At 59.8% G+C, this 19,399-nt stretch carries 17 protein-coding genes; 10 read left to right on the forward strand and 7 right to left on the reverse strand.

The window, feature by feature from the left end:
• Nucleotides 1-2: 2 nt before the first annotated feature.
• Nucleotides 3-545 (forward strand): isopentenyl-diphosphate Delta-isomerase, encoded by a 543-nt coding sequence (idi, locus tag NIM72_RS17900; RefSeq protein WP_161736950.1) that lies wholly within the window; start codon nucleotides 3-5, stop codon nucleotides 543-545.
• Nucleotides 546-580: 35 nt separating this feature from the next.
• Here idi and NIM72_RS17905 read toward each other — a convergent pair whose 3' ends face one another.
• Nucleotides 581-2,056 (reverse strand): MFS transporter, encoded by a 1,476-nt coding sequence (locus NIM72_RS17905; protein ID WP_222924304.1) that lies wholly within the window; start codon nucleotides 2,054-2,056, stop codon nucleotides 581-583.
• A gap of 314 nt (nucleotides 2,057-2,370) precedes the next feature.
• Here NIM72_RS17905 and NIM72_RS17910 point away from each other — a divergent pair, with 314 nt between their 5' ends.
• Genes NIM72_RS17910 through NIM72_RS17925 form a run of 4 tightly spaced genes read left to right on the forward strand, consistent with a single transcriptional unit; the run spans nucleotide 2,371 to nucleotide 6,120 of the window.
• Nucleotides 2,371-3,282 (forward strand): ABC transporter substrate-binding protein, encoded by a 912-nt coding sequence (locus NIM72_RS17910; protein WP_222924303.1) that lies wholly within the window; start codon nucleotides 2,371-2,373, stop codon nucleotides 3,280-3,282.
• A 3-nt stretch (nucleotides 3,283-3,285) separates the two neighbouring features.
• A complete protein-coding gene (locus tag NIM72_RS17915) occupies nucleotides 3,286-4,461 on the forward strand; it encodes an ABC transporter permease (RefSeq protein ID WP_161736599.1) in 1,176 nt (391 codons plus the stop codon).
• Nucleotides 4,454-5,401 (forward strand): ABC transporter ATP-binding protein, encoded by a 948-nt coding sequence (locus NIM72_RS17920; protein WP_222924301.1) that lies wholly within the window; start codon nucleotides 4,454-4,456, stop codon nucleotides 5,399-5,401. Before NIM72_RS17915 ends, NIM72_RS17920 begins: the two co-directional genes overlap by 8 nt.
• Entirely contained in the window at nucleotides 5,389-6,120 is a 732-nt protein-coding gene (locus NIM72_RS17925; protein WP_161736597.1) for an ABC transporter permease, read from the forward strand. Before NIM72_RS17920 ends, NIM72_RS17925 begins: the two co-directional genes overlap by 13 nt.
• Nucleotides 6,121-6,295: 175 nt before the next feature.
• On the opposite strand, the gene NIM72_RS17935 is transcribed toward NIM72_RS17925, so the two are convergent.
• On the reverse strand, nucleotides 6,296-7,030 hold the full coding sequence (locus NIM72_RS17935; RefSeq protein WP_161736596.1) for a MerR family transcriptional regulator: 735 nt from the start codon (nucleotides 7,028-7,030) through the stop codon (nucleotides 6,296-6,298).
• Between the two features lie 149 nt (nucleotides 7,031-7,179).
• Here NIM72_RS17935 and NIM72_RS17940 point away from each other — a divergent pair, with 149 nt between their 5' ends.
• From NIM72_RS17940 to ybiB, 4 genes are all read left to right on the forward strand, one after another.
• Nucleotides 7,180-7,743 carry an XRE family transcriptional regulator gene (locus NIM72_RS17940; RefSeq protein ID WP_161736595.1) on the forward strand — a complete coding sequence of 188 codons (564 nt, stop codon included), beginning with the start codon at nucleotides 7,180-7,182 and terminating at the stop codon, nucleotides 7,741-7,743.
• Nucleotides 7,740-8,258: a GNAT family N-acetyltransferase gene (locus NIM72_RS17945; protein ID WP_161736594.1), complete on the forward strand. Its 519-nt coding sequence runs from the start codon at nucleotides 7,740-7,742 to the stop codon at nucleotides 8,256-8,258. Before NIM72_RS17940 ends, NIM72_RS17945 begins: the two co-directional genes overlap by 4 nt.
• Before the next feature lie 122 nt (nucleotides 8,259-8,380).
• Entirely contained in the window at nucleotides 8,381-10,549 is a 2,169-nt protein-coding gene (gene dinG / locus NIM72_RS17950; RefSeq protein ID WP_161736593.1) for an ATP-dependent DNA helicase DinG, read from the forward strand.
• A 26-nt stretch (nucleotides 10,550-10,575) separates the two neighbouring features.
• Nucleotides 10,576-11,541 (forward strand): DNA-binding protein YbiB, encoded by a 966-nt coding sequence (gene ybiB / locus NIM72_RS17955; RefSeq protein ID WP_161736592.1) that lies wholly within the window; start codon nucleotides 10,576-10,578, stop codon nucleotides 11,539-11,541.
• 1 nt (nucleotide 11,542) lies between these two features.
• Here ybiB and NIM72_RS17960 read toward each other — a convergent pair whose 3' ends face one another.
• The 3 genes from NIM72_RS17960 to hutH all read right to left on the reverse strand — a co-directional run bounded on the left by NIM72_RS17960 (nucleotide 11,543) and on the right by hutH (nucleotide 16,153).
• Entirely contained in the window at nucleotides 11,543-12,700 is a 1,158-nt protein-coding gene (locus NIM72_RS17960; RefSeq protein ID WP_253421400.1) for a M20 aminoacylase family protein, read from the reverse strand.
• A gap of 201 nt (nucleotides 12,701-12,901) precedes the next feature.
• The gene (gene hutU / locus NIM72_RS17965; protein ID WP_013357234.1) at nucleotides 12,902-14,587 is read right to left on the reverse strand and encodes a urocanate hydratase; all 1,686 of its coding nucleotides are present in this window, start codon (nucleotides 14,585-14,587) and stop codon (nucleotides 12,902-12,904) included.
• Between the two features lie 15 nt (nucleotides 14,588-14,602).
• A complete protein-coding gene (hutH, locus tag NIM72_RS17970) occupies nucleotides 14,603-16,153 on the reverse strand; it encodes a histidine ammonia-lyase (protein WP_161736590.1) in 1,551 nt (516 codons plus the stop codon).
• A gap of 326 nt (nucleotides 16,154-16,479) precedes the next feature.
• Between hutH and hutC the strand changes: the two genes are divergently transcribed.
• Nucleotides 16,480-17,235, forward strand: a complete 756-nt coding sequence (gene hutC / locus NIM72_RS17975; RefSeq protein WP_013357236.1) for a histidine utilization repressor — start codon at nucleotides 16,480-16,482, stop codon at nucleotides 17,233-17,235.
• Between the two features lie 171 nt (nucleotides 17,236-17,406).
• Here hutC and NIM72_RS17980 read toward each other — a convergent pair whose 3' ends face one another.
• Nucleotides 17,407-17,970, reverse strand: coding sequence for a HutD family protein (locus NIM72_RS17980; RefSeq protein WP_253422134.1), 564 nt, complete (start codon nucleotides 17,968-17,970; stop codon nucleotides 17,407-17,409).
• Nucleotides 17,967-19,322: a formimidoylglutamate deiminase gene (locus NIM72_RS17985; protein ID WP_253421403.1), complete on the reverse strand. Its 1,356-nt coding sequence runs from the start codon at nucleotides 19,320-19,322 to the stop codon at nucleotides 17,967-17,969. Before NIM72_RS17985 ends, NIM72_RS17980 begins: the two co-directional genes overlap by 4 nt.
• Nucleotides 19,323-19,399: the final 77 nt, after the last annotated feature.

Here is a 19,399-nt window from a genome sequence, read left to right on the forward strand (position 1 = left end):
CCATGTCTGCTATTGAAGTTATCCTCGTTGACCACCTCGATCGTCCCACCGGCAAAATGGAAAAGCTGGAAGTGCATGAAAAAGGATTACTGCACCGCGCGGTGACGGTCTACGTCTTCAATTCCCGGCAGGAGCTGTTACTGCAGCGGCGTGCCAGCGATAAATATCACTGTGGTGGCTTGTGGAGTAATACCTGCTGTGGCCATCCTTATCCTCATGAATCGACCCGCGACGCCGCCGAGCGCCGTCTGCGTGAAGAGATGGGGATGATCGTGACGCTGACGCCGGTATTTGAGCTGAGCTATAACCTGAAGCTGAGCAATGGCCTGACCGAACATGAATATGGTCACGTCTTCTTTGCCGTCTGCGACACTTTGCCGCAGCTGAATCCGCAGGAAGCCGATGCCTTTGATTATCGTCCGATGGCGCTGATTGAGCAGCAGATGCAGCAGCAGCCACAGCTGTTCACGCCGTGGTTTTTGCATACCTTCCCGCGCATCCCGGACTATCTGGAGCATTTTCCTTTCCCGGTCATTACGGCATAAAAAAACCGCACTGAGGTGCGGTTTGCCTGCGCTCTTTACCCCGGCAGCTCAAAATCTTCTGCATCCACATCATAACCTGACGGTTCCCAGCGGATCGCCAGCAACGCCAGCAGGCCCGCCAGCGGGGCCAGGAAGATCACCCAGAAGACGCCGGTGCCCAGCGCGGCAACCAGCACCGGGAAGAGAAACAGCGAAACGGTCGAACTGCCGCGCATCAGCGTCTGGTTGAAGCCGACGCCCACGCCGCGCAGCGACGTCGGGTAGCTCAGCGACGCAAAGGTCATAGTATGAGACCCCGGCCCGAATCCCTGACCAAACAGGAACAGCGCCAGCATGCCAATCGCCAGCGCGGCTTCCTGACCGCCTTCGGGACGACCAATCAGCGCCAGCCCCAGCAGCGCCACGCACTGACAGCCATAACCCGCCACCGACATCTTCCACGCTCCCAGACGCGGCACCAGCCGCACCGCCAGAATTCCGCCGACAAAGGCGAACAGCAGATTCAGCGCCAGCGACACCAGAATGGTGGTGAGCATCGACTGAGCAAAGAAGCTTGAGATGATTACCGGCAGCCCAAACGCCACTGCGTTATAGGCAAACGACGAGGCGATAGAGGTGATGGTCGCCAGCAGCGTGCGGCGGCGATAAACGCCCTGCAGCAGCGCGCCATAGTTGCGCCAGCTCGCCTTGCGCACGGGTGGGGCAGCGGTCAGCCCGGCGTCGGGTGCCACCTGCGCGTTGATGTTCCAGGCACTGCGTAAAATCGCGGCGGCCCCTTTCAGATCCCCCTGATTCGCCGCCCACACCGGGGATTCGCTCATATAACGGCTGCGGATGGCGATGATGACAATCGCCGGAACGGCCCCAAAACCGAGGATCAGCCGCCAGAGCCAGTCGGTGTGGCTTTCAGGCAGCACCGCATAAAGCAGCAGCACCAGCAGATAAGAGATACTGATTGCCGCATACCAGGTCGGACACCACATCGCCACGCTGGCCGCTTTATTCCCCTTGCCGCGCAGCTTTGAAAACTCCGCCAGAAACGCCATCGCAACCGGCAGATCAATCCCGACGCCCAGCCCCATCACGAAGCGCGCGCCAGCCAGCACATACTCATTCGGGGCAAACGCACAGGCGATAGCCGCCACCACGAAAAAGAACATATCAGCCATAAAGACCCGATAACGGCCAATTTTGTCGGTGAGATAGCCGCCAATCAGCGCGCCGATGATTGCGCCGAAGGTGATGGCCGAGGCGACCATGCCGGTGCCGGTCGGAGTGAGACTAAACTCGCGCGTGATGTCTTTAATGCCAAACGCCAGCGCGCCCAGGTCGTAGGCGTCAAGGAACACGCCTCCCAGCGCAATCGCTACCACAATACGGGCATTGTTACGGGCGCTGTCGCCGCTGTTCACTAAGCGGGAGACGTCAGCTGCGCTGCGGATCCACTGTGTTTCGCCACCGGGCGAACTCCCTGCTGTTGCCACATGGGCGGAAGAGGTCAGGTCGGACATGATGTTGTACGTCTTTTATAATAAAAACAGATTTTCGAGAATAGCCGTTTAGACGCCCAGACGTAAATTCATTTCGGTTATTGATAATAATTTTTTAATCCCAAATCGTTATAAATTTGCGATAAAGTCAGCTGCAGCGCCGCTGCGCCAGGCTACGCTTTTAAGGCAGATAATTTCCGCTGCACGCCTTGCCAGTCTCCCTTTCAGCGGCAGGCGAGCAGGCGAGCAGGCTCAACGCTAAGGCGTCCCGCGCCTTGCGCGTCATCACACGAAAACATCATGTAAAAACAACAGACTGCGATAAGGAAAAGGCCATGGTCAGAGTTCGGGGTTGGGTGGGAGTCAGCGCGTTGCTGCTCAGTATGGGGATGGTACAGGCGGCGGAGCCGGTGCGGGTCGGCTCCAAAATTGATACCGAAGGATCACTGCTGGGCAACGTAATCCTTCAGGTGCTTGAAAAGCACGGCGTAAAAACCGTCAATAAAATCCAGCTTGGCACAACGCAGGTGGTACGCGGTGCCATCACGGCGGGCGAGCTCGATATCTACCCCGAATATACCGGCAACGGCGCGTTCTTCTTTAACGATGAAAAAGACAGTGCCTGGAAGAATGCCGCTGAAGGCTATGAAAAGGTGAAGAAGCTGGATGCGGAGAAAAACCATCTGGTGTGGCTGACACCGGCTCCGGCCAACAACACCTGGACCATTGCCGTGCGTAAAGATCTGGCTGAGAAGAACCAGCTCACTTCGCTGACCGATCTCAGCGCCTTTCTGAAAAAGGGCGGAACCTTCAAGCTGGCCGCCTCAGCCGAATTTATCGAACGCAGCGATGCTTTACCGGCCTTTGAAAAAGCCTATGGCTTTGACCTCAAGCAGGATCAGCTGCTGTCGCTGGCGGGCGGCGATACTGCTGTGACCATCAGCGCAGCAGCGCAACAGACCTCCGGCGTTAACGCGGCGATGGCCTACGGCACCGACGGCCCGGTAGCAGCACTGGGTCTGCAGACGCTCAGCGATCCCAAAGGCGTTCAGCCGATTTACGCGCCGACGCCGGTAATCCGCGAATCGGTCCTCAAAGCCTATCCGCAGATTGCCGACTGGCTGAAGCCGGTGTTCAGCGCGCTTGATGAGAAGACGCTGCAGCAACTCAACGCCAAAATCGCGGTCGACGGTCAGGACGCCAGCAGTGTAGCGACCGAGTGGCTGCAGCAGAAAAAGCTGCTGTAACCGATGCAGATATCGCGGGACGCGATACGCCATCCGGCTCAGCAGCCGGTGGCATTGCTGCTGCTGACGCTGCTGAGCCTGGCGCTGGTGGCCTTGCCGTTTCTTAACTTCGCCCCGAACCGTCTGGTGGCGGGTGAACCATTGATGGGCTGGCAGATAAACCGCTTCGGGCTATTACTGCTGCCATTGGTGACGCTTTGGCTGCTGCTGTGGCGTCCGCCCGGGCGCGTCACGCTGATTGTAGCGCTGCTGACGGCTCAGCTGATGCTGGCGGCGATCATCTGGCTCAGCGGTCATCAGGCGACGTTGCTGAGTCAGCAGGGCAGCCGTCTGGCACGCACCAGCTTTGCCAGTGGCCTGTGGTGCAGCGGTGCGCTGATCCTGCTGCTGATAACCGATCAGGTGCGGCAGCTGACCCCGCATCGGCTGGCACAGCTGCTGCTTAATCTGCAGGTCTGGCTGCTGCCGCTGTTGCTGCTGTTCAGTGGCCAGCTCGCCGATCTCTCCCTGCTGAAAGAGTATGCCAACCGTCATGCGGTGTTTGATGCGGCGCTGAGCCGTCATCTCACGCTGCTGGCCGGTACAGTCTTGCCTGCGTTGATGATTGCGCTGCCGCTGGGCGTTATGCTGTTCCGGCGGCCCGGCTGGCAGGGTAGCGTGTTTGGTGTACTGAATGTGATTCAGACGGTGCCGTCGGTGGCGCTGTTTGGTCTGCTGATTGCGCCGCTGGCCGGTCTGGCTCAGCATTTTCCGTGGCTCGGTGACTGGGGTATCAGCGGCATTGGTATGGCCCCGGCGCTGATCGCCCTGGTGCTTTATGCGCTGTTGCCGCTGGTGCGCAGCGTGGTGGTGGGGCTGCAACAGGTGCCGCATGAGGTGCGCGAAAGTGCGCGCGGCACGGGCATGAGCGGCTGGCAGCAGTTTATCGCGGTGGATGTGCCGCTGGCGCTGCCGGTCTGGCTCGCGGGCCTGCGTGTCGTTGTGGTGCAGACGCTGGGTATGGCGGTGGTGGCGGCGCTGATTGGCGCGGGCGGTTTTGGCGCGATTATTTTCCAGGGGCTGTTAAGTAGTGCGCTGGATTTGGTGTTGCTGGGCGTCATCCCGGTGATTGCGCTGGCGGTCGTCATTGATGCGCTGTTCCGCCTGCTGATCTCACTGCTGGAGAGAAAAGATGATTGAGTTTGATGGCGTTTCCCGCGCCTTTAACGGCAAAGCGGCGGTAAAAGATCTGTCGCTACAGGTGGCCAAAGGGGAGTTCTGTGTACTGCTCGGCACCTCCGGCTCCGGCAAATCAACCACGCTGAAAATGATCAACCGGCTGGTGGAGTTTGATAGCGGTGAGATCCGCTTTGCCGGTGAGTCGATTCGCCAGCTGGATGCCCGCATATTACGCCGACGCATGGGCTATGCCATTCAGTCGATTGGCCTGTTTCCGCACTGGACGGTGCGGAAGAATATCGCCACAGTGCCGGTCCTGCTGGGCTGGTCCAGAGCGCAGATCGATGAGCGCATCGCGGCGCTGCTGGCGCTGCTGAACCTTGACGCGCAGCTGCTGAATCGCTATCCGCATCAGCTCTCCGGTGGGCAGCAGCAGCGGGTGGGCGTGGCGCGGGCGCTGGCGGCGGACCCGGAAGTTCTGCTGATGGATGAGCCGTTCGGCGCGCTCGATCCGGTGACGCGCGGCGTGTTGCAACAGGAGATGCTGCGTATTCATCGGCTGTCTGGCCGCACTATCGTGCTGGTGACGCATGACATCGACGAAGCGCTGACGCTGGCGGATCGCATTGTGCTGATGGATAACGGTAAGATTGTTCAGCAGGGCAGGTCGGCAGAGCTGCTGACCCAGCCGAAAAATGATTTTGTGCGCGACTTCTTTGGCCGCAGTGAAATGGGCGTCCGGCTGCTGTCGCTGGAACAGGTCGGTAACGCCGTCCGGCGCGGCGAGTGGCTGGCGGGCGAACCGATTGCTGCGGCGCTGACGCTGCGGGACGCGCTGTCGCAGTTTATCGCCCGGCGCACCGATAAACTGCCGGTCGTTGACGATCAGCAGCAGCCAATGGGCGTGCTCCACTTTGGCGACCTGCTGCAACTGCGCGAGGGCTTCACATGCGCAGGTTAAGGGATCCGTTGCTGTGGCTGGTACTGTTCTACGGCGCGCTGCTGACTCTGATGCCTTACAGCGGGCCGCTGTTTCACCGCTGGTTTCCGGAACTGGCGCGACCACTCTATCAGCAGGAGAGCTTCTGGCAGCTGACGCTGGCGCATCTGTTCCTGGTGATCACCGCCAGCCTGCTGGCCATCGTGATCGGCATTGGCAGTGGCGTGCTGGTGACCCGGCGAGCGGGACGCGCTTTCCGGCCGCTGATGGAAACTATCGTAGCGGCGGGGCAGACGATACCGCCGGTGGCGGTGCTAGCGATTGCGGTGCCGGTAATGGGCTTTGGCGCGTGGCCGGCGGTGGTGGCGCTGCTGCTGTACGGATTGCTGCCGATTTTACAGGGTACGCTGGCGGGCATTGATAGCATACCTGCCAGCAGCCGGGAGATTGCCATCGGGGTCGGCATGAGTAGCTGGCAGCGGTTGTGGCAGATTGAACTGGCGCTGGCTGCACCGGTGATTATCGCCGGGATACGCACGTCGGTAATCATCAACATCGGCACCGCGGCTATTGCCTCAACGGTGGGCGCAAAAAGTCTGGGATCGCCGGTGATTATCGGCCTGAGCGGGTTTAATACAGCCTATGTGATTCAGGGAGCATTACTGGTGGCGCTGCTGGCAATAGTGAGCGATCGCCTGTTTGAACGCCTGCAGCGCTGGCTTAGCGTGAGTGGACAATAAGAGAATATCCCACCAGCATCAGACCGCTGGTGCCGCCGAGAGCCATAATGAAAAACAGCGTGGCGAAAAAGGCTTTTTTGACATTCATGGGTGAAACCTGAGCTTGTTAACAGTGAGGCGGGGATAATAGCGCGCGCAAGGCAGGAGGCAAAGTGCCCGGCGTGCGTTTTTGTTATCAGGTAGGTTCATGTAACCGCACGGCATAGCCCTGTTCCTGCCAGTGTGACAGCTGCTCCTGCTGACGACGGGTCAGTTTTTTACCGGTAAAGACAAACATATTCATGCCGGGAAAGAGTTCAGGACGGGGAACATCCAGGGGTTCTGCCAGTACATCAATCCGCCAGCCATGCTGCGAAAGACGCCAGCCTTCCAGCCAGATACGGGTCCGATCGTCGATGCCCCAGCCAATAATCAGCGCATCTTTACCCGATTTTTTGCGACTGGCGGTCAGACAAAATGCAACATAGTCGATCAGCAGACCATCAAGCAGACTGCACATGGTGCGGGCCGTGTTCTGATCCAGACTCAGCTTCTGGCGCACTGGCATAAAAACGTGATCAATCAGCGCATCAATCGGATGTTCGCGACCAATCGCGGCAATTTTATTACGAAGTTTAGCAGGCCTGACGTGGCGCAGTACGCTAATCAGTTCATCCTGCAGTGTGGTCCAGCCATCGTGTGCATCAACATCGCCACCTTCCAGCAGTGCCTTCACTTTACCGACCGGCACGCCACTTTCAATCCAGCGCATAATCTCTTCGATGCGCTGCACATCTTCTTCGTCAAACTGACGATGTCCGCCTTCGGTACGTTGCGGCTTCAGTAAGCCATAACGACGCTGCCAGGCGCGCAGGGTGACTGGGTTTATGCCACAGCGCTCGGCGACGTCACCGATACTGTATAAGGTCATAAATTCCTCTTTCGATTGGTCTGAATACGATTACCATAACGAAGCAAATTAAGTTGTACAATACATTTCTCAATGTACAACTTGACTGATACGGCTTTTCCAGGCTATATCTCAAATAAGAGAATTATTCCCAAAAATGAGAGAACACCATGCCGGAGCTGAATACGGAGCAACGACTGGCGGTGCGGCTGGCAGAATTACGCCTGCAACGCGGCTGGTCACTTGATGAACTTTCTGTCGCTACCGGCATCAGCCGCGCGACATTATCGCGCATTGAGCGAAGCGAGACCAGTCCCACGGCGGCACTGCTTAATCGTTTGTGTGTTGCATACGGCTTAACGATGTCGCGCCTGCTCAGTGAAGTGGAAGAAGAGTCCAGTCTGCTGGTCAAAGAGGATCAGCAGCCGGTGTGGCAGGATGACGCCAGCGGTTTTATCCGTCGGAATATTTCACCACCTGCACTTCATTTTAGATGTGAACTCGTGGAGGGCAGGTTACGGCCTGGTGCGCGAATCGATTATGATGTGCCACCCATTCAGGGGCTGGAGCAGCATATCTGGCTGCGCGAGGGCGGTCTTACCGTCACGATGGGGTCTCAGGCGTGGACGCTACAGCCCGGCGACTGCCTGCGGTTTCATCTGGTCGGAAAATCGGCTTTTGAGGCGCACCTGACTGACGGCGCGCGTTACTTACTGGTGGTGGCGAAACCATGACGGATTACGCAACTCTCAGCGCGGCCCAGGCGCAACAGCTGCTGGGTGAACTGACCGACGTTTTGCAGAGCTGCGTGGCAGACGGTGCCAGCGTCGGTTTTATTGATGCTGAAGATGATGAGGTGATGGTGCGATTCTGGCAGCAGCGGAGTGCCAGCATCACCAGCGGCGACAGCGAATTACTGGTCGCGCGTCAGCGCGGGCGCATCGTGGCAACGGTCATCATCAGCCGCAGCGGCATGCCTAATGGCCGCCACCGCGCAGAGATCAGCAAACTGCTGGTGCACCCGCAGGCGCGCCGTCAGGGCATCGCCCGTGAACTGATGCAGCGCGCTGAGCAGCGGGCACGCGCACAGGGCAAAACCCTGCTGGTGCTGGATACGCGCAGCGGCGATGTCGCCAGCGATCTCTATCGCTCGCTGGGCTGGCAGGTGGCGGGGTCGATTCCCTGTTATGCCGAATCCATCGCAGGCGTGCTGGATGCCACCACCTATATGTACAAAGTGCTGGCGTAAAACACCGCTGTCGGACAACCGCTGATTTTACGGCGGGTCACGAAAAATTCGGCGCGAAAGCTGACGCCGCCAGGATACTGTGTAAAAATACAGGCCATTTTTTCGGTGTGGTAACGCAAATCATGGCCCTGACAGCCGCAGTAAAAAGCCAGATAGCGCAGTGGTATAAAGCGCTTCAGCAGCAGGTGCCTGATTTCATTCCACGTGCGCCGCAGCGCCAGATGATCGCTGAAGTAGCGAAATGCCTGGCGGGTGACGACGCGCGCCATCTGGCGGTCGAAGCGCCGACCGGCGTGGGCAAAACACTCTCTTATCTGATTCCGGGCATCGCAGCCAGCCGCGCTCAGGAAAAGCAGCTGGTGATCAGCACCGCCAACGTGGCGCTGCAGGATCAAATCTTCACGAAAGATCTGCCGCTGCTGAAGAAAATCATCCCCGATCTCACTTTTACCGCCGCGTTTGGCCGCGGGCGCTATGTCTGTCCGCGCAATCTGGCGGCGATGGCGGCCGATGACGATCAGCAGGGCGATCTGCTGCTTTATCTGGATGATGACGCCGTCAGTAGTACTAAAGAAGAACAGACGCAGTGTGGTCGCTTACAGAAGTCACTGGATCGCTACCAGTGGGATGGCCTGCGCGATCACAGCGAGGAGAACGTCAGCGACAGCCTCTGGCAGCGCCTCTCCACCGACAAAGCGAGCTGTCTGGGTTCGCATTGCCACTGGTATCGTGAATGTCCGTTCTTTGTGGCGCGGCGTGAAATCGAGCAGGTGGATGTGGTGGTGGCGAACCATGCGCTGGTGATGGCGGCGATGGAGAATGAGTCAGTGTTGCCGCCCGCTAAAAACCTGATGCTGGTACTGGATGAAGGACATCACCTGCCGGAAGTGGCCCGCGATGCGCTGGAGATGAGCGCCGACATCACGCCGGGCTGGAGCAGCCTGCAGCTTGACCTGTTTATCAAGCTGGTTGAGAGCATCATGACGCAGATGCGGCCGAAGTCGCCGCCGCCGCTGGCTAACCCTGAGCGACTGAAAGCACACTGTGATGAGCTGCGCGAACTGCTGACCATCACCGCGCAGGCGCTGAATCCGCTGCTGCCGCCGAATAACCAGCCGGGCGAATACCGCTTTGTGCTGGGTGCGCTGCCGCAGGAGCTGCTGGATCTCTGCGCCCGGCTGTTCAAACTCAGCGATGCCCTGCGGGGACTGAGTGAAGGCCTGATTAATGCGCTGAGTGAGCAGACCGGCAAGGTCGATATGGTGCGGCTGCATCGCAACCTGCTCCAGCTCAATCGTCAGTTTGGCTGGTTCGAATCAATCAGCAAACTCTGGCGGCTGGCGGCAATGGAAAAAGCCTCTGGCGCGCCGGTATCGAAGTGGATTACCCGCGAGCTGCGCGAAGGTCAGGCGCATCTGCTGTTCCACTGCGCCGGCATCCGCGTCAGCGACCAGCTGGAGAAAATGCTGTGGCGCAAAATTCCGCATGTGGTGGTCACCTCCGCCACGCTGCGATCGCTCAACAGTTTTAACCGCCTGCAGGAGATGTCAGGGCTTAGCGAAAAAGCGGGCGACCGCTTTGTGGCGCTCGACTCACCGTTTAACCATGTGGAGCAGGGCAAGCTGGTGATCCCGCAGATGCGACTTGAGCCGCTGATGGCGCACGAAGCGGAGCACATCGCCGAGATGGCCGGTTTCTTCCGTCAGCAGATGGCGGAGAAAAAGCATAAAGGCGTGCTGGTGCTGTTTGCCAGCAACCGGGCGATGCAGCAGTTTGTCGCCTGTCTGCCAGACCTGCGGCTCTCGATGCTGGTGCAGGGCGATCAGCCGCGCAGCCGCCTGGTGGATTTGCACCGTCAGCGCGTTACCAAAGGTGACACCAGCATTCTGATTGGCCTGCAGTCGTTTGCTGAGGGGCTGGATCTCAAAGGCGATCTGCTGAGTCAGGTGCATATCCACAAAATCGCTTTTCCCCCGGTGGACAGTCCGGTAATTTTGACCGAAGGCGAATGGCTGAAAAGCCTGAAGCGCTATCCGTTTGAGGTGCAGAGTTTACCCAGCGCCTCATTTACCCTGATTCAACAGGTCGGACGCCTGATTCGCAGCCATCAATGCTATGGCGAAATCGTGATTTACGACCGCCGTCTGCTGAGCAAAGCCTACGGCAGCCGCTTGTTAGCCGCACTGCCGATCTTCCCGATTGAGCAGCCGGAAACGCCAGAGCCGGCAGCGATACCGGCCATCGTGGTGCCAAAGCATACCGTGCGTAAACGCCGTCCCACGCGGCGCTGAGCCGCGCACTTAACCGGAAGCGAGTGATGGAACTGAATAAAATCATTAAAGAGGTGGGTCGCGGTAAAAATCATGCCCGCGATATCGACTTTGATACTGCCGTGGCGCTCTATGGCGCGATGCTGGCGGGTGAAGTACCGGATCTGGAGCTGGGCGCTATTCTGATAGCGCTGCGCATTAAAGGCGAAGGTGAAGCCGAAATGCGCGGCTTTTATCAGGCGATGCAGGCGCAGATGATGCAGTTGCGTGCGCCGGAAAATCGTCCGATGCCTGTGGTGATCCCCAGCTACAACGGCGCACGCCGCCAGGGGAATCTGACGCCGTTGCTGGCGCTGCTGCTGGTGAAAGTCGGCTTCCCGGTGCTGGTACACGGCGTCAGCGACGACGCGACACGCATCACCAGTGAAGCGGTGTTTGCCGCGCTGGGCATTGCGCCCGTCACCACCGCAGAGGCGGCGCAGGCGAAACTCGATCAGGGCCTGGCATTTATCACCATCGATCATCTCTGCCCGCCAATGGCGAAACAGCTCTCGCTGCGCTGGCGGATGGGGGTGCGTAACAGCGCGCACACGCTGGCAAAACTGGCCACGCCGTTTGCGGAGCGGGCGGCGCTGCGGTTGTCCAGCGTCTCGCATCCTGAGTATGTACCGCGTGTGGCGAAATTCTTCAGCGACATCGATGCGCCTGCGATACTGCTCAATGGCACTGAAGGGGAAGTCTATGCGAATCCCCAGCGCTGCCCGGCGATCAGTATGATTAAGGGGGCGGGCGCGGAAGCGGAAGTGTGGGTTGAGCGTCAGCCAGAAGTGGCCGTTGAACTGCCGACAGACAAGACGGCAGAAGTCACTGCGCGCTGGATCGAAGAGGTGCTGAATCAGCAGCGTCCGGTGCCTGCGTCACTGCGACTGCAGCTCGCCTGCTGCCTGCGCGCCAGCGGCCGGTGTGACTCGCTGGCGGCGGCGGAGCAGCAGATCCTCGCCGCCGGGTATTAACTCAGGCTACCGGCAGCGCCTGTTCAACCAGGTCCTGCCAGAAACGGATGCCAATTGGCAGCAGCGCGTCGTTGAAGTCATAGCGGGCGTTGTGCAGCGGCGCGGAGGGCGTTTCGCCGTCCGCGCCCAGCCAGAAATACGCGCCGGGACAGGCTTCCATCATGCAGGCAAAATCTTCTGACGCCATTGACGGATTAACCTGCCAGTGAACCTGTTCAGCACCCAGTGTTGAGAGCGCTACCTCGCGCACCTGCTCAGCCGGTGCCACATGGTTGGCGGTGACCGGATAGCCCGGCAGCCAGTCAATCTCACCACTCACGCCAAACGGACGCGGCAGGGTCGCGACAAACTCATCAATCAGCCCGCGCACTTTTTCGCGCACGCTGGTCTGCAGGCAGCGCACCGTGCCGCGTAAAACAATCTGCTCCGGGATGACGTTAATCGCTTCACCACCGTGAATCTGCGTCACGCTGACCACGGCTGACGCCAGCGGCGAGAGCCGGCGAGACGGAATGGTCTGCAGCGCCAGAATCAGCTCGGCTGCTACCACCATCGGGTCGGCACCGCTTTCCGGCATCGCCGCGTGGCAGCTTTTGCCGTGAAGCGTAATTTCAAACGAATCCAGCGACGCCATCATCGCGCCAGGGTTCACCGCCAGTGAGCCGAGCGGCAGTCCCGGCCAGTTATGCATGGCGTAGATCGCATCCATCGGAAAGCGCTGGAACAGTCCCTCTTCCACCATTCTACGTGCCCCGCCCAGATTCTCTTCGGCAGGCTGAAAGATGAAATGCACCGTGCCGCTGAACTGACGTGTGGCGGCCAGCTGGCGGGCGGCAGCCAGCAGAATGGCGCTATGACCGTCGTGGCCACAGGCGTGCATCACGCCTGGCGTCGCAGAACGCCACTCAGCATCACCTTTTTCCGTAATCGGCAGCGCATCCATATCTGCACGCAGCCCGATAACCGGGCCGGGACCGTTTTCCAGTGTGCCGATGACGCCGGTGCCCGCCAGGCCACGGAACACCTGTAAACCCGCCCGCGCTAACTCTTCCGCAATAAACTGGCTGGTTTGTTGTTCCTGGTAACCTAATTCGGGGTGGCGATGAAACTCAAGGCGCCAGCGCAGGGCATCTTCAAGCAGGGCAGGGGAAAGGGTCATGCAGAGTCGCGCTCCATACAGAATGAGAAGATTTCACTTTAGTGGTCGGGTGATGCGGCGTCTATCGCCGTCAGGACTAAATCTGGCTATAGGCTAAATCAAAATGGAATAAGTAATAAGGAAGTGATGTTTATGCCAGGGTGTAAGAAGGAAATAGCGGGCGAGAAAGGGGGCAAGCTGCTGCTCGCCCCAGTCAACGGATTACTTCTGCATGGGCAGGTTCAGGCCATGTTCAGCCGCGCACTGCTGCGCCAGTTCATACCCTGCGTCGGCGTGACGCATCACACCGGTGGCCGGGTCGTTCCATAATACGCGACCCAGACGGGCATCGGCCTCTTTGCTGCCGTCACAGACAATCACCACGCCGGAGTGCTGTGAGAAGCCCATGCCGACACCGCCGCCATGATGCAGGCTGACCCAGGTTGCGCCGCCTGCGGTATTCAGCAGGGCGTTGAGCAGCGGCCAGTCTGATACCGCATCTGAGCCATCTTTCATCGCTTCGGTCTCACGGTTAGGAGAGGCGACCGAGCCGCAGTCGAGATGGTCGCGGCCAATGACCACCGGCGCTTTCAGCTCGCCGTTGCGGACCATTTCGTTGAACGCCAGACCGGCAAGATGCCGTTCACCCAGTCCCAGCCAGCAGATGCGGGCAGGCAGGCCCTGGAAGGCGATGCGCTCCTGCGCCATATCCAGCCAGCGATGCAGCGTTTTATGGTGCGGGAACAGCTCTTTGAGTTTCGCGTCGGTCTTGTAGATATCTTCCGGATCGCCCGAGAGCGCGACCCAGCGGAACGGGCCTTTGCCTTCGCAGAACAGCGGACGGATATAGGCTGGCACAAAGCCAGGGAAATCAAACGCGTTGCTGACACCCTCATCCAGCGCGACCTGACGAATGTTGTTGCCGTAATCCACAGTCGGGATGCCCATATGACAGAAGTCGAGCATCGCCTGGACATGAACCGCCATTGAGGCGCGCGCCGCTTTTTCTACCGCCTTCGGCTGTGAGACGCGCTCCTGCTGCCAGCGCGCCAGATCCCAGCCAATCGGCAGATAGCCATTAATCGGGTCGTGCGCCGACGTCTGGTCGGTCACGATGTCCGGCTTTGGTCCGCCCGCCTGAGCGCGTTTCACCAGCTCCGGCAGGATTTCGGCGGCATTACCCAGCAGGCCGACCGAAATCGCTTTTTTGGCGGCGGTGGCTTCGCTGATTAACGCCAGCGCTTCATCCAGCGTGGTGGCTTTGTAGTCCACGTAACGGGTACGCAGACGGAAATCGATGCGTGACTCCTGGCACTCAATTGCCAGCACACAGGCTCCGGCCAGTACACCCGCCAGCGGTTGTGCGCCGCCCATGCCGCCCAGTCCGGCGGTGAGGATCCAGCGTCCGCTCAGGTCGTTGTTGTAGTGCTGACGGCCCGCTTCCACAAAGGTTTCATAGGTGCCCTGCACGATGCCCTGCGCACCGATGTAGATCCAGGAACCGGCGGTCATCTGGCCGTACATCATCAGACCCGCTTTATCCAGCTCATGGAAGTGATCCCAGGTCGCCCAGTGCGGCACCAGGTTGGAGTTCGCCAGCAGCACGCGCGGCGCATCCGCGTGTGTGCGGAAGATGCCGACCGGCTTGCCGCTCTGGATCAGCAGCGTCTCATCTGGCTGCAGCGCCCGGAGCGAACGCAGGATCTGCTCGAAGCACTCCCAGTTGCGTGCCGCTTTACCGATGCCGCCGTACACCACCAGATCTTCCGGACGTTCGGCGACATCGGGGTCGAGGTTGTTCTGAATCATGCGGTAAGCCGCTTCAATCAGCCAGTTGGCGCAGTGCAGCGTAGTGCCGTGTGGTGCACGAATCTCACGTGCCACAGCCTGAGAAAGAGTTTCGCTCATGAAGGATTCCTTAATTCAAGAAGTTGGGCGCATGCTCGGCAGCAGCGCGGTCAATGCCTGAGGCCAGTCAGCGCGACTTGCCCACTGACGCATTGCCTCGATATCGGGCGCCAGCAGACGATCGTCTTCAAGGAAGGCGACCTGCTCGCGGATGGTGTCGATGGCCTGCTCAATCAGCGAGGAGCTTTTGAGCGGCCGGTTAAATTCAATACCCTGCGCGGCAGCCATCGCCTCGATACCCACCACGGCGGCGCTGTTAAAGCACATGCTGCCGAGACGGCGCGCGGCGTAGGTCGCCATTGAGACGTGATCTTCCTGATTCGCAGAGGTGGGCAGACTGTCGACGCTACCCGGATGGGCCAGCGATTTGTTCTCAGAAGCCAGCGCGGCGGCGGTGACCTGAGCGATCATAAAGCCGGAGTTTACGCCGCCGTCACGCACCAGGAAGGGGGGCAGACCGGATAAGCCGCTGTCCAGCAGCAGCGCCAGTCGCCGTTCAGAGATGGCGCCGACTTCGGCAATCGCCAGCGCCAGAATGTCAGCAGCAAAGGCCACCGGCTCAGCATGGAAGTTGCCGCCGGAGATCACATCGCCGCTGTCGCTGAATACCAGCGGGTTGTCCGAGGCGGCGTTCGCTTCGATTTCCAGAATCCGCGCCGCGTGGCTGACGTTGTCCAGACAGGCACCCATTACCTGGGGCACGCAGCGGATGGAGTAGGGATCCTGAACGCGGCCGCAATGGGTATGCGACTGCAGAATTTCACTGCCTTCAATCAGGGTGCTGACGGCCGCTGCGACCGCAATCTGGCCCTGCTGGCCGCGCGCCTTGTGGATGCGGGCATCGAACGGTTTCAGCGAGCCTTTGATCGCTTCCAGCGACAGCGCACCCGCCATCAGACCGGCGGCAAACAGGTTTTCACACTCGAACAGGCCGCGCAGCGCCAGTGCAGTCGAAACCTGGGTGCCGTTGAGCAGCGCCAGACCCTCTTTCGGACCGAGCACAAATGGCGACAGGCCCACGCTTGCCAGTCCCTCTGTTGCCGGGATCAGCGTGCCATTGACCCGCACCTGACCTTCGCCCAGCAGCATCAGCGACATGTGCGCCAGCGGTGCCAGATCGCCGGAGGCGCCGACCGAGCCTTTTTCCGGAATACAGGGCATCACGCCGGCGTTGAACAGCGCCAGCAGTGCCTCAACCAGTTCGATACGCACACCAGAGTGACCGCGCGCCAGGCTGATGATTTTGGTGGCGACGACCAGACGGGTGACATTGTCGGGCAGCAGATCGCCCAGACCAACGCTGTGTGACAGCACCAGATTGCGCTGCAGATCCGCCAGCCGGCTGGCCGGTATTTGCGTCTGCGCCAGCTTGCCAAAGCCAGTATTAATGCCATACACCACGTTGCCGGAGGCGACAATCGTCTCCACAGTCTGCTGCGCCGCCGCAATCGCCTGACGCGCACTGTCGTCAAGACTCAGCGTGACGTTACCCTGATAGATAGCGCGTAATGTGGCGAGGTCCACCTCGCCGGGCACCAGGCGCAATGCCTGAAACGAACCTGACATAGTCTACTCCTGTCTATACAAGTGTGCTGGCGTGGCTAAGCTGCTTTCCTTGCCCTGAACCAGCGGAATAATGCGAGTGAAACATAAGCGTTAATTCTTGTCTATGCTTGTCTATACAATCAAGCATACTAAGCAAGTGCCGTGCCAGACCGATCACAAAAATTGAATGTCCGCCCGGCGCGGGCCGCGGGTTAAACGCGACTGAGAGAGTGCACCATCAGGATGCGCAGACTGCACCAGTGGGGCACGGCGCGCGCTACTGGATGTATATACATTCACGCAGTGAGACAGTAAACTTAAGGGACTTTCAGCATAAGGAACAGCAAATGGTCGAGCATACGGCACTGGCACAACTGGCGGCGGCAATGAGCGATGAGCCCGCCCCGATTTATCAGCGGGTGAAGCAGGCCATCGTCAGCCAGATCCGTGAAGGGCTGTGGAAAGCGAATCAGCGTGTGCCTTCAGAAAGTGAACTGGTGAATGAGCTGGGCGTCAGCCGCATGACCATTAACCGGGCGCTGCGCGAACTGACCAGCGAAGGTTTTCTGGTGCGGATGCAGGGCGTCGGCACCTTCGTGGCGGAGATGAAAGGTTACACTGCTATGCTGGAGGTGCATAACATCGCTGATGAGATCGCTCAGCGCGGCCATCAGCACAGCTGTAAAATTCTCGCCATCGGCCAGGACAAAGCCGATCCTGAGCAGGCAGCCGTGCTGGGGCTCACCACAGGACAGACGCTTTACCATTCGCTGATTGTGCATTACGAAAATGATCTGCCGGTGCAGCTTGAGGACCGTCTGGTCAATCCGCTGGTCGCGCCCGACTACCTGACGCAGGATTATCAGCAGATGACGCCCTATACCTATCTGATGCGGGTCGCGCCGCTGACGGCAGGTGAGCACATTGTTGAAGCGGTGCTCCCCGATGCGCGTCAGCGTAAACATTTGTCGCTGGATGAACATGAACCCTGCCTGCTGATTCGCCGTCAGACCTGGAGCGACACGAAAATCGTCACCTATGCGCGACTGCTCTATCCCGGCTCACGTTACAAACTACTGGGCCGCTTCAGAGGACACGGTTAAGAGCCGAGCCCATCAGGCTATTTTATTTGTCAGTCTGCACCTGGGCAGTGCTCACACAGGCTGCTTTAGCAACCTGAACGCCCTGAAGTGCGGCCCTGAAGAGGCGAGCGCAGCGAGTCATCCTCACGTACTACGTGTACGCCTGCTTGTTCCGCGCTGTCCGTGTCCAGACTACCTGCAACCATTACGCGTGCCGGGATAGGCGCTAAGTCGGGTAAACAGCAGCCGCGCATCCGGCTCGCACGGGCTGAGTACTGTTTCTACATCGACCCACCACGCGCCCTGTTGCGCACTCAGCCTTTCTCCGTCCGCGGTCTGCCATGCACCTGCCAATACCCAGGCGACGCCATGCAGACTACTGACCGGCGCGGCAACCACTTCAACCGTGGCCTGCCATTCACCGCGCCGCGTCATGATATTAAAATCTTCGCTGACGCTGCCCTGCAGTTGCGCCGTTAAGGCGAGTTCTCCGGCAAATGCCCAGGGCTTTTGCGGCGTCAGCAGATGCTGCACGTCAGGCGCGGTTAATAACACCGGATCGCCATGCAGCAGGGTAATCACCCGATCGATCTCCGGAAAAGCAGAGAAGGGACCATCCTGCGCCAGGGTCGCAATACTGGCGCGCCAGCCGAAGCGATCTGCGCCGGGCGGGAAGCTGATGATCTCGCGGGTTTCGCCGCCACCATTGCGCCAGCGGCTGACCGCCAGCGCCTCGTAAGCGAACAGGGTGATCATCGCAGCGCCGCCATCGCCTGAGCAAAGCGTGCGGCACATGCAGCCTGCTGCGGATGTACCCCATCTTCAATCACGGCTTTACCGGCCACGTAAACGTCACGAATCTGATCGCGCTGTCCGGCAAACAGCCAGCGGTTCAGCACCGCATGTGAATCCACGCTGCCAAGCCACGCCTCATCCCGCAGCACCAGCCAGTCGGCGCGTTGTCCCACCGCCAGCGTGCCCTGCTGAATGCCGCACGCCTGAGCGCCACCCGCTGCCGCCTGTTGCCATAGCAGGTCGCCCACCGACGGCTGGCCGGGCAGGGTAATCCGGTTACGACGCTGGTCGCGCAGCCGCTGCGCATACTCCAGCCAGCGCAGCTCTTCCTGAGCGCTCAGCGAGACATGGCTGTCGGAGCCGATGCCCCAGCGTCCGCCCTGCGCGATATACTCTACCGCCGGGAAAATGCCATCGCCGAGGTTGGCTTCGGTGGTCGGACAGAGACCCGCTACCGCGCCGCTTTGTGCGAGGCGCGACAGTTCGCTCTCATCCAGATGGGTGGCGTGGATCAGGCACCAGCGCGTATCTACCGCAAAGCGGTTCAGCAGCCAGGCTACCGGGCGCTCGCCGCTCCACGCCAGCGAGTCATTGACCTCTTTCTGCTGTTCAGCCACATGAATATGCACCGGCAGCGCCGGATCGCTGGCCGCCAGCACCTCGTGCATCTGGCTTTCGCTTACTGCCCGCAGCGAATGGAAACAGAGACCACGGTTCAGCAGGGGCCGCTGCTGCTGCCACGCATCCAGCCGCGCCTGCTGTTGCAGGTAGTGTTCGGTCTGCTGAATAAAACGCTTCTGACCCGCCGCCGCGGGCTGACTGCCAAAGCCGCTGTAGCTGTAGAGCACCGGCAGCAGGGTCTGGCCGATACCGGCGATCTCTGCTGCTTCAATCAGCTGTTGCAGCATCGTGTCATCGCTATAGGGCGCGCCGCTGGGGTCGTGATGGAGATAATGAAACTCTGCAACCTGGGTGTAGCCGCCTTTCAGCATCTCGATATAGAGCAGAGCGGCAATATCACCCACCTGCTTTGGCGTCAGACGCTGCACCATGCGGTACATCAGATCCCGCCAGGTCCAGAAGCTGTCCTGTGGATCGCCTGCCACTTCCGCCAGACCCGCCATCGCCCGCTGGAAGGCGTGCGAGTGCAGGTTGGCGATCGCCGGGATCACCTCGCCGTTGAGGCGGATAGCCTGATCCGCGTGGCTTTCCGGGGTAAGGGAGTCGATAAAACCGGCCTGATTGACCGTGATACGGACCTGCTGCTGCCAGCCCTCCGCCAGCAGTGCGCGTGGGGCAAAAAAAGTCGCCATGGTTGATCCTCATCGGATGTGGTTGTATATACATATACATACTTTGAAGCACAGTGTAAACGGCGGAGGCATGAGGC

This window comes from Pantoea sp. B550 (genome assembly GCF_024158165.1).
GTDB classification, from domain to species: domain Bacteria; phylum Pseudomonadota; class Gammaproteobacteria; order Enterobacterales; family Enterobacteriaceae; genus Pantoea; species Pantoea alfalfae.

Bases quoted from the DNA above. Each gene is read 5' to 3' on its own strand.
- NIM72_RS17920 (WP_222924301.1), top strand. From the start codon at position 4,454: ATGATTGAGTTTGATGGCGTTTCCCGCGCCTTTAACGGCAAAGCGGCG.
- ybiB (WP_161736592.1), top strand. From the start codon at position 10,576: ATGGAACTGAATAAAATCATTAAAGAGGTGGGTCGCGGTAAAAATCAT.
- idi (WP_161736950.1), top strand. From the start codon at position 3: ATGTCTGCTATTGAAGTTATCCTCGTTGACCACCTCGATCGTCCCACC.
- NIM72_RS17985 (WP_253421403.1), bottom strand. From the start codon at position 19,322: ATGGCGACTTTTTTTGCCCCACGCGCACTGCTGGCGGAGGGCTGGCAG.
- NIM72_RS17980 (WP_253422134.1), bottom strand. From the start codon at position 17,970: ATGATCACCCTGTTCGCTTACGAGGCGCTGGCGGTCAGCCGCTGGCGC.
- NIM72_RS17940 (WP_161736595.1), top strand. From the start codon at position 7,180: ATGCCGGAGCTGAATACGGAGCAACGACTGGCGGTGCGGCTGGCAGAA.
- NIM72_RS17910 (WP_222924303.1), top strand. From the start codon at position 2,371: ATGGTCAGAGTTCGGGGTTGGGTGGGAGTCAGCGCGTTGCTGCTCAGT.
- NIM72_RS17935 (WP_161736596.1), bottom strand. From the start codon at position 7,030: ATGACCTTATACAGTATCGGTGACGTCGCCGAGCGCTGTGGCATAAAC.
- hutU (WP_013357234.1), bottom strand. From the start codon at position 14,587: ATGAGCGAAACTCTTTCTCAGGCTGTGGCACGTGAGATTCGTGCACCA.
- NIM72_RS17960 (WP_253421400.1), bottom strand. From the start codon at position 12,700: ATGACCCTTTCCCCTGCCCTGCTTGAAGATGCCCTGCGCTGGCGCCTT.
- hutH (WP_161736590.1), bottom strand. From the start codon at position 16,153: ATGTCAGGTTCGTTTCAGGCATTGCGCCTGGTGCCCGGCGAGGTGGAC.
- hutC (WP_013357236.1), top strand. From the start codon at position 16,480: ATGGTCGAGCATACGGCACTGGCACAACTGGCGGCGGCAATGAGCGAT.
- NIM72_RS17925 (WP_161736597.1), top strand. From the start codon at position 5,389: ATGCGCAGGTTAAGGGATCCGTTGCTGTGGCTGGTACTGTTCTACGGC.
- dinG (WP_161736593.1), top strand. From the start codon at position 8,381: ATGGCCCTGACAGCCGCAGTAAAAAGCCAGATAGCGCAGTGGTATAAA.
- NIM72_RS17905 (WP_222924304.1), bottom strand. From the start codon at position 2,056: ATGTCCGACCTGACCTCTTCCGCCCATGTGGCAACAGCAGGGAGTTCG.
- NIM72_RS17945 (WP_161736594.1), top strand. From the start codon at position 7,740: ATGACGGATTACGCAACTCTCAGCGCGGCCCAGGCGCAACAGCTGCTG.
- NIM72_RS17915 (WP_161736599.1), top strand. From the start codon at position 3,286: ATGCAGATATCGCGGGACGCGATACGCCATCCGGCTCAGCAGCCGGTG.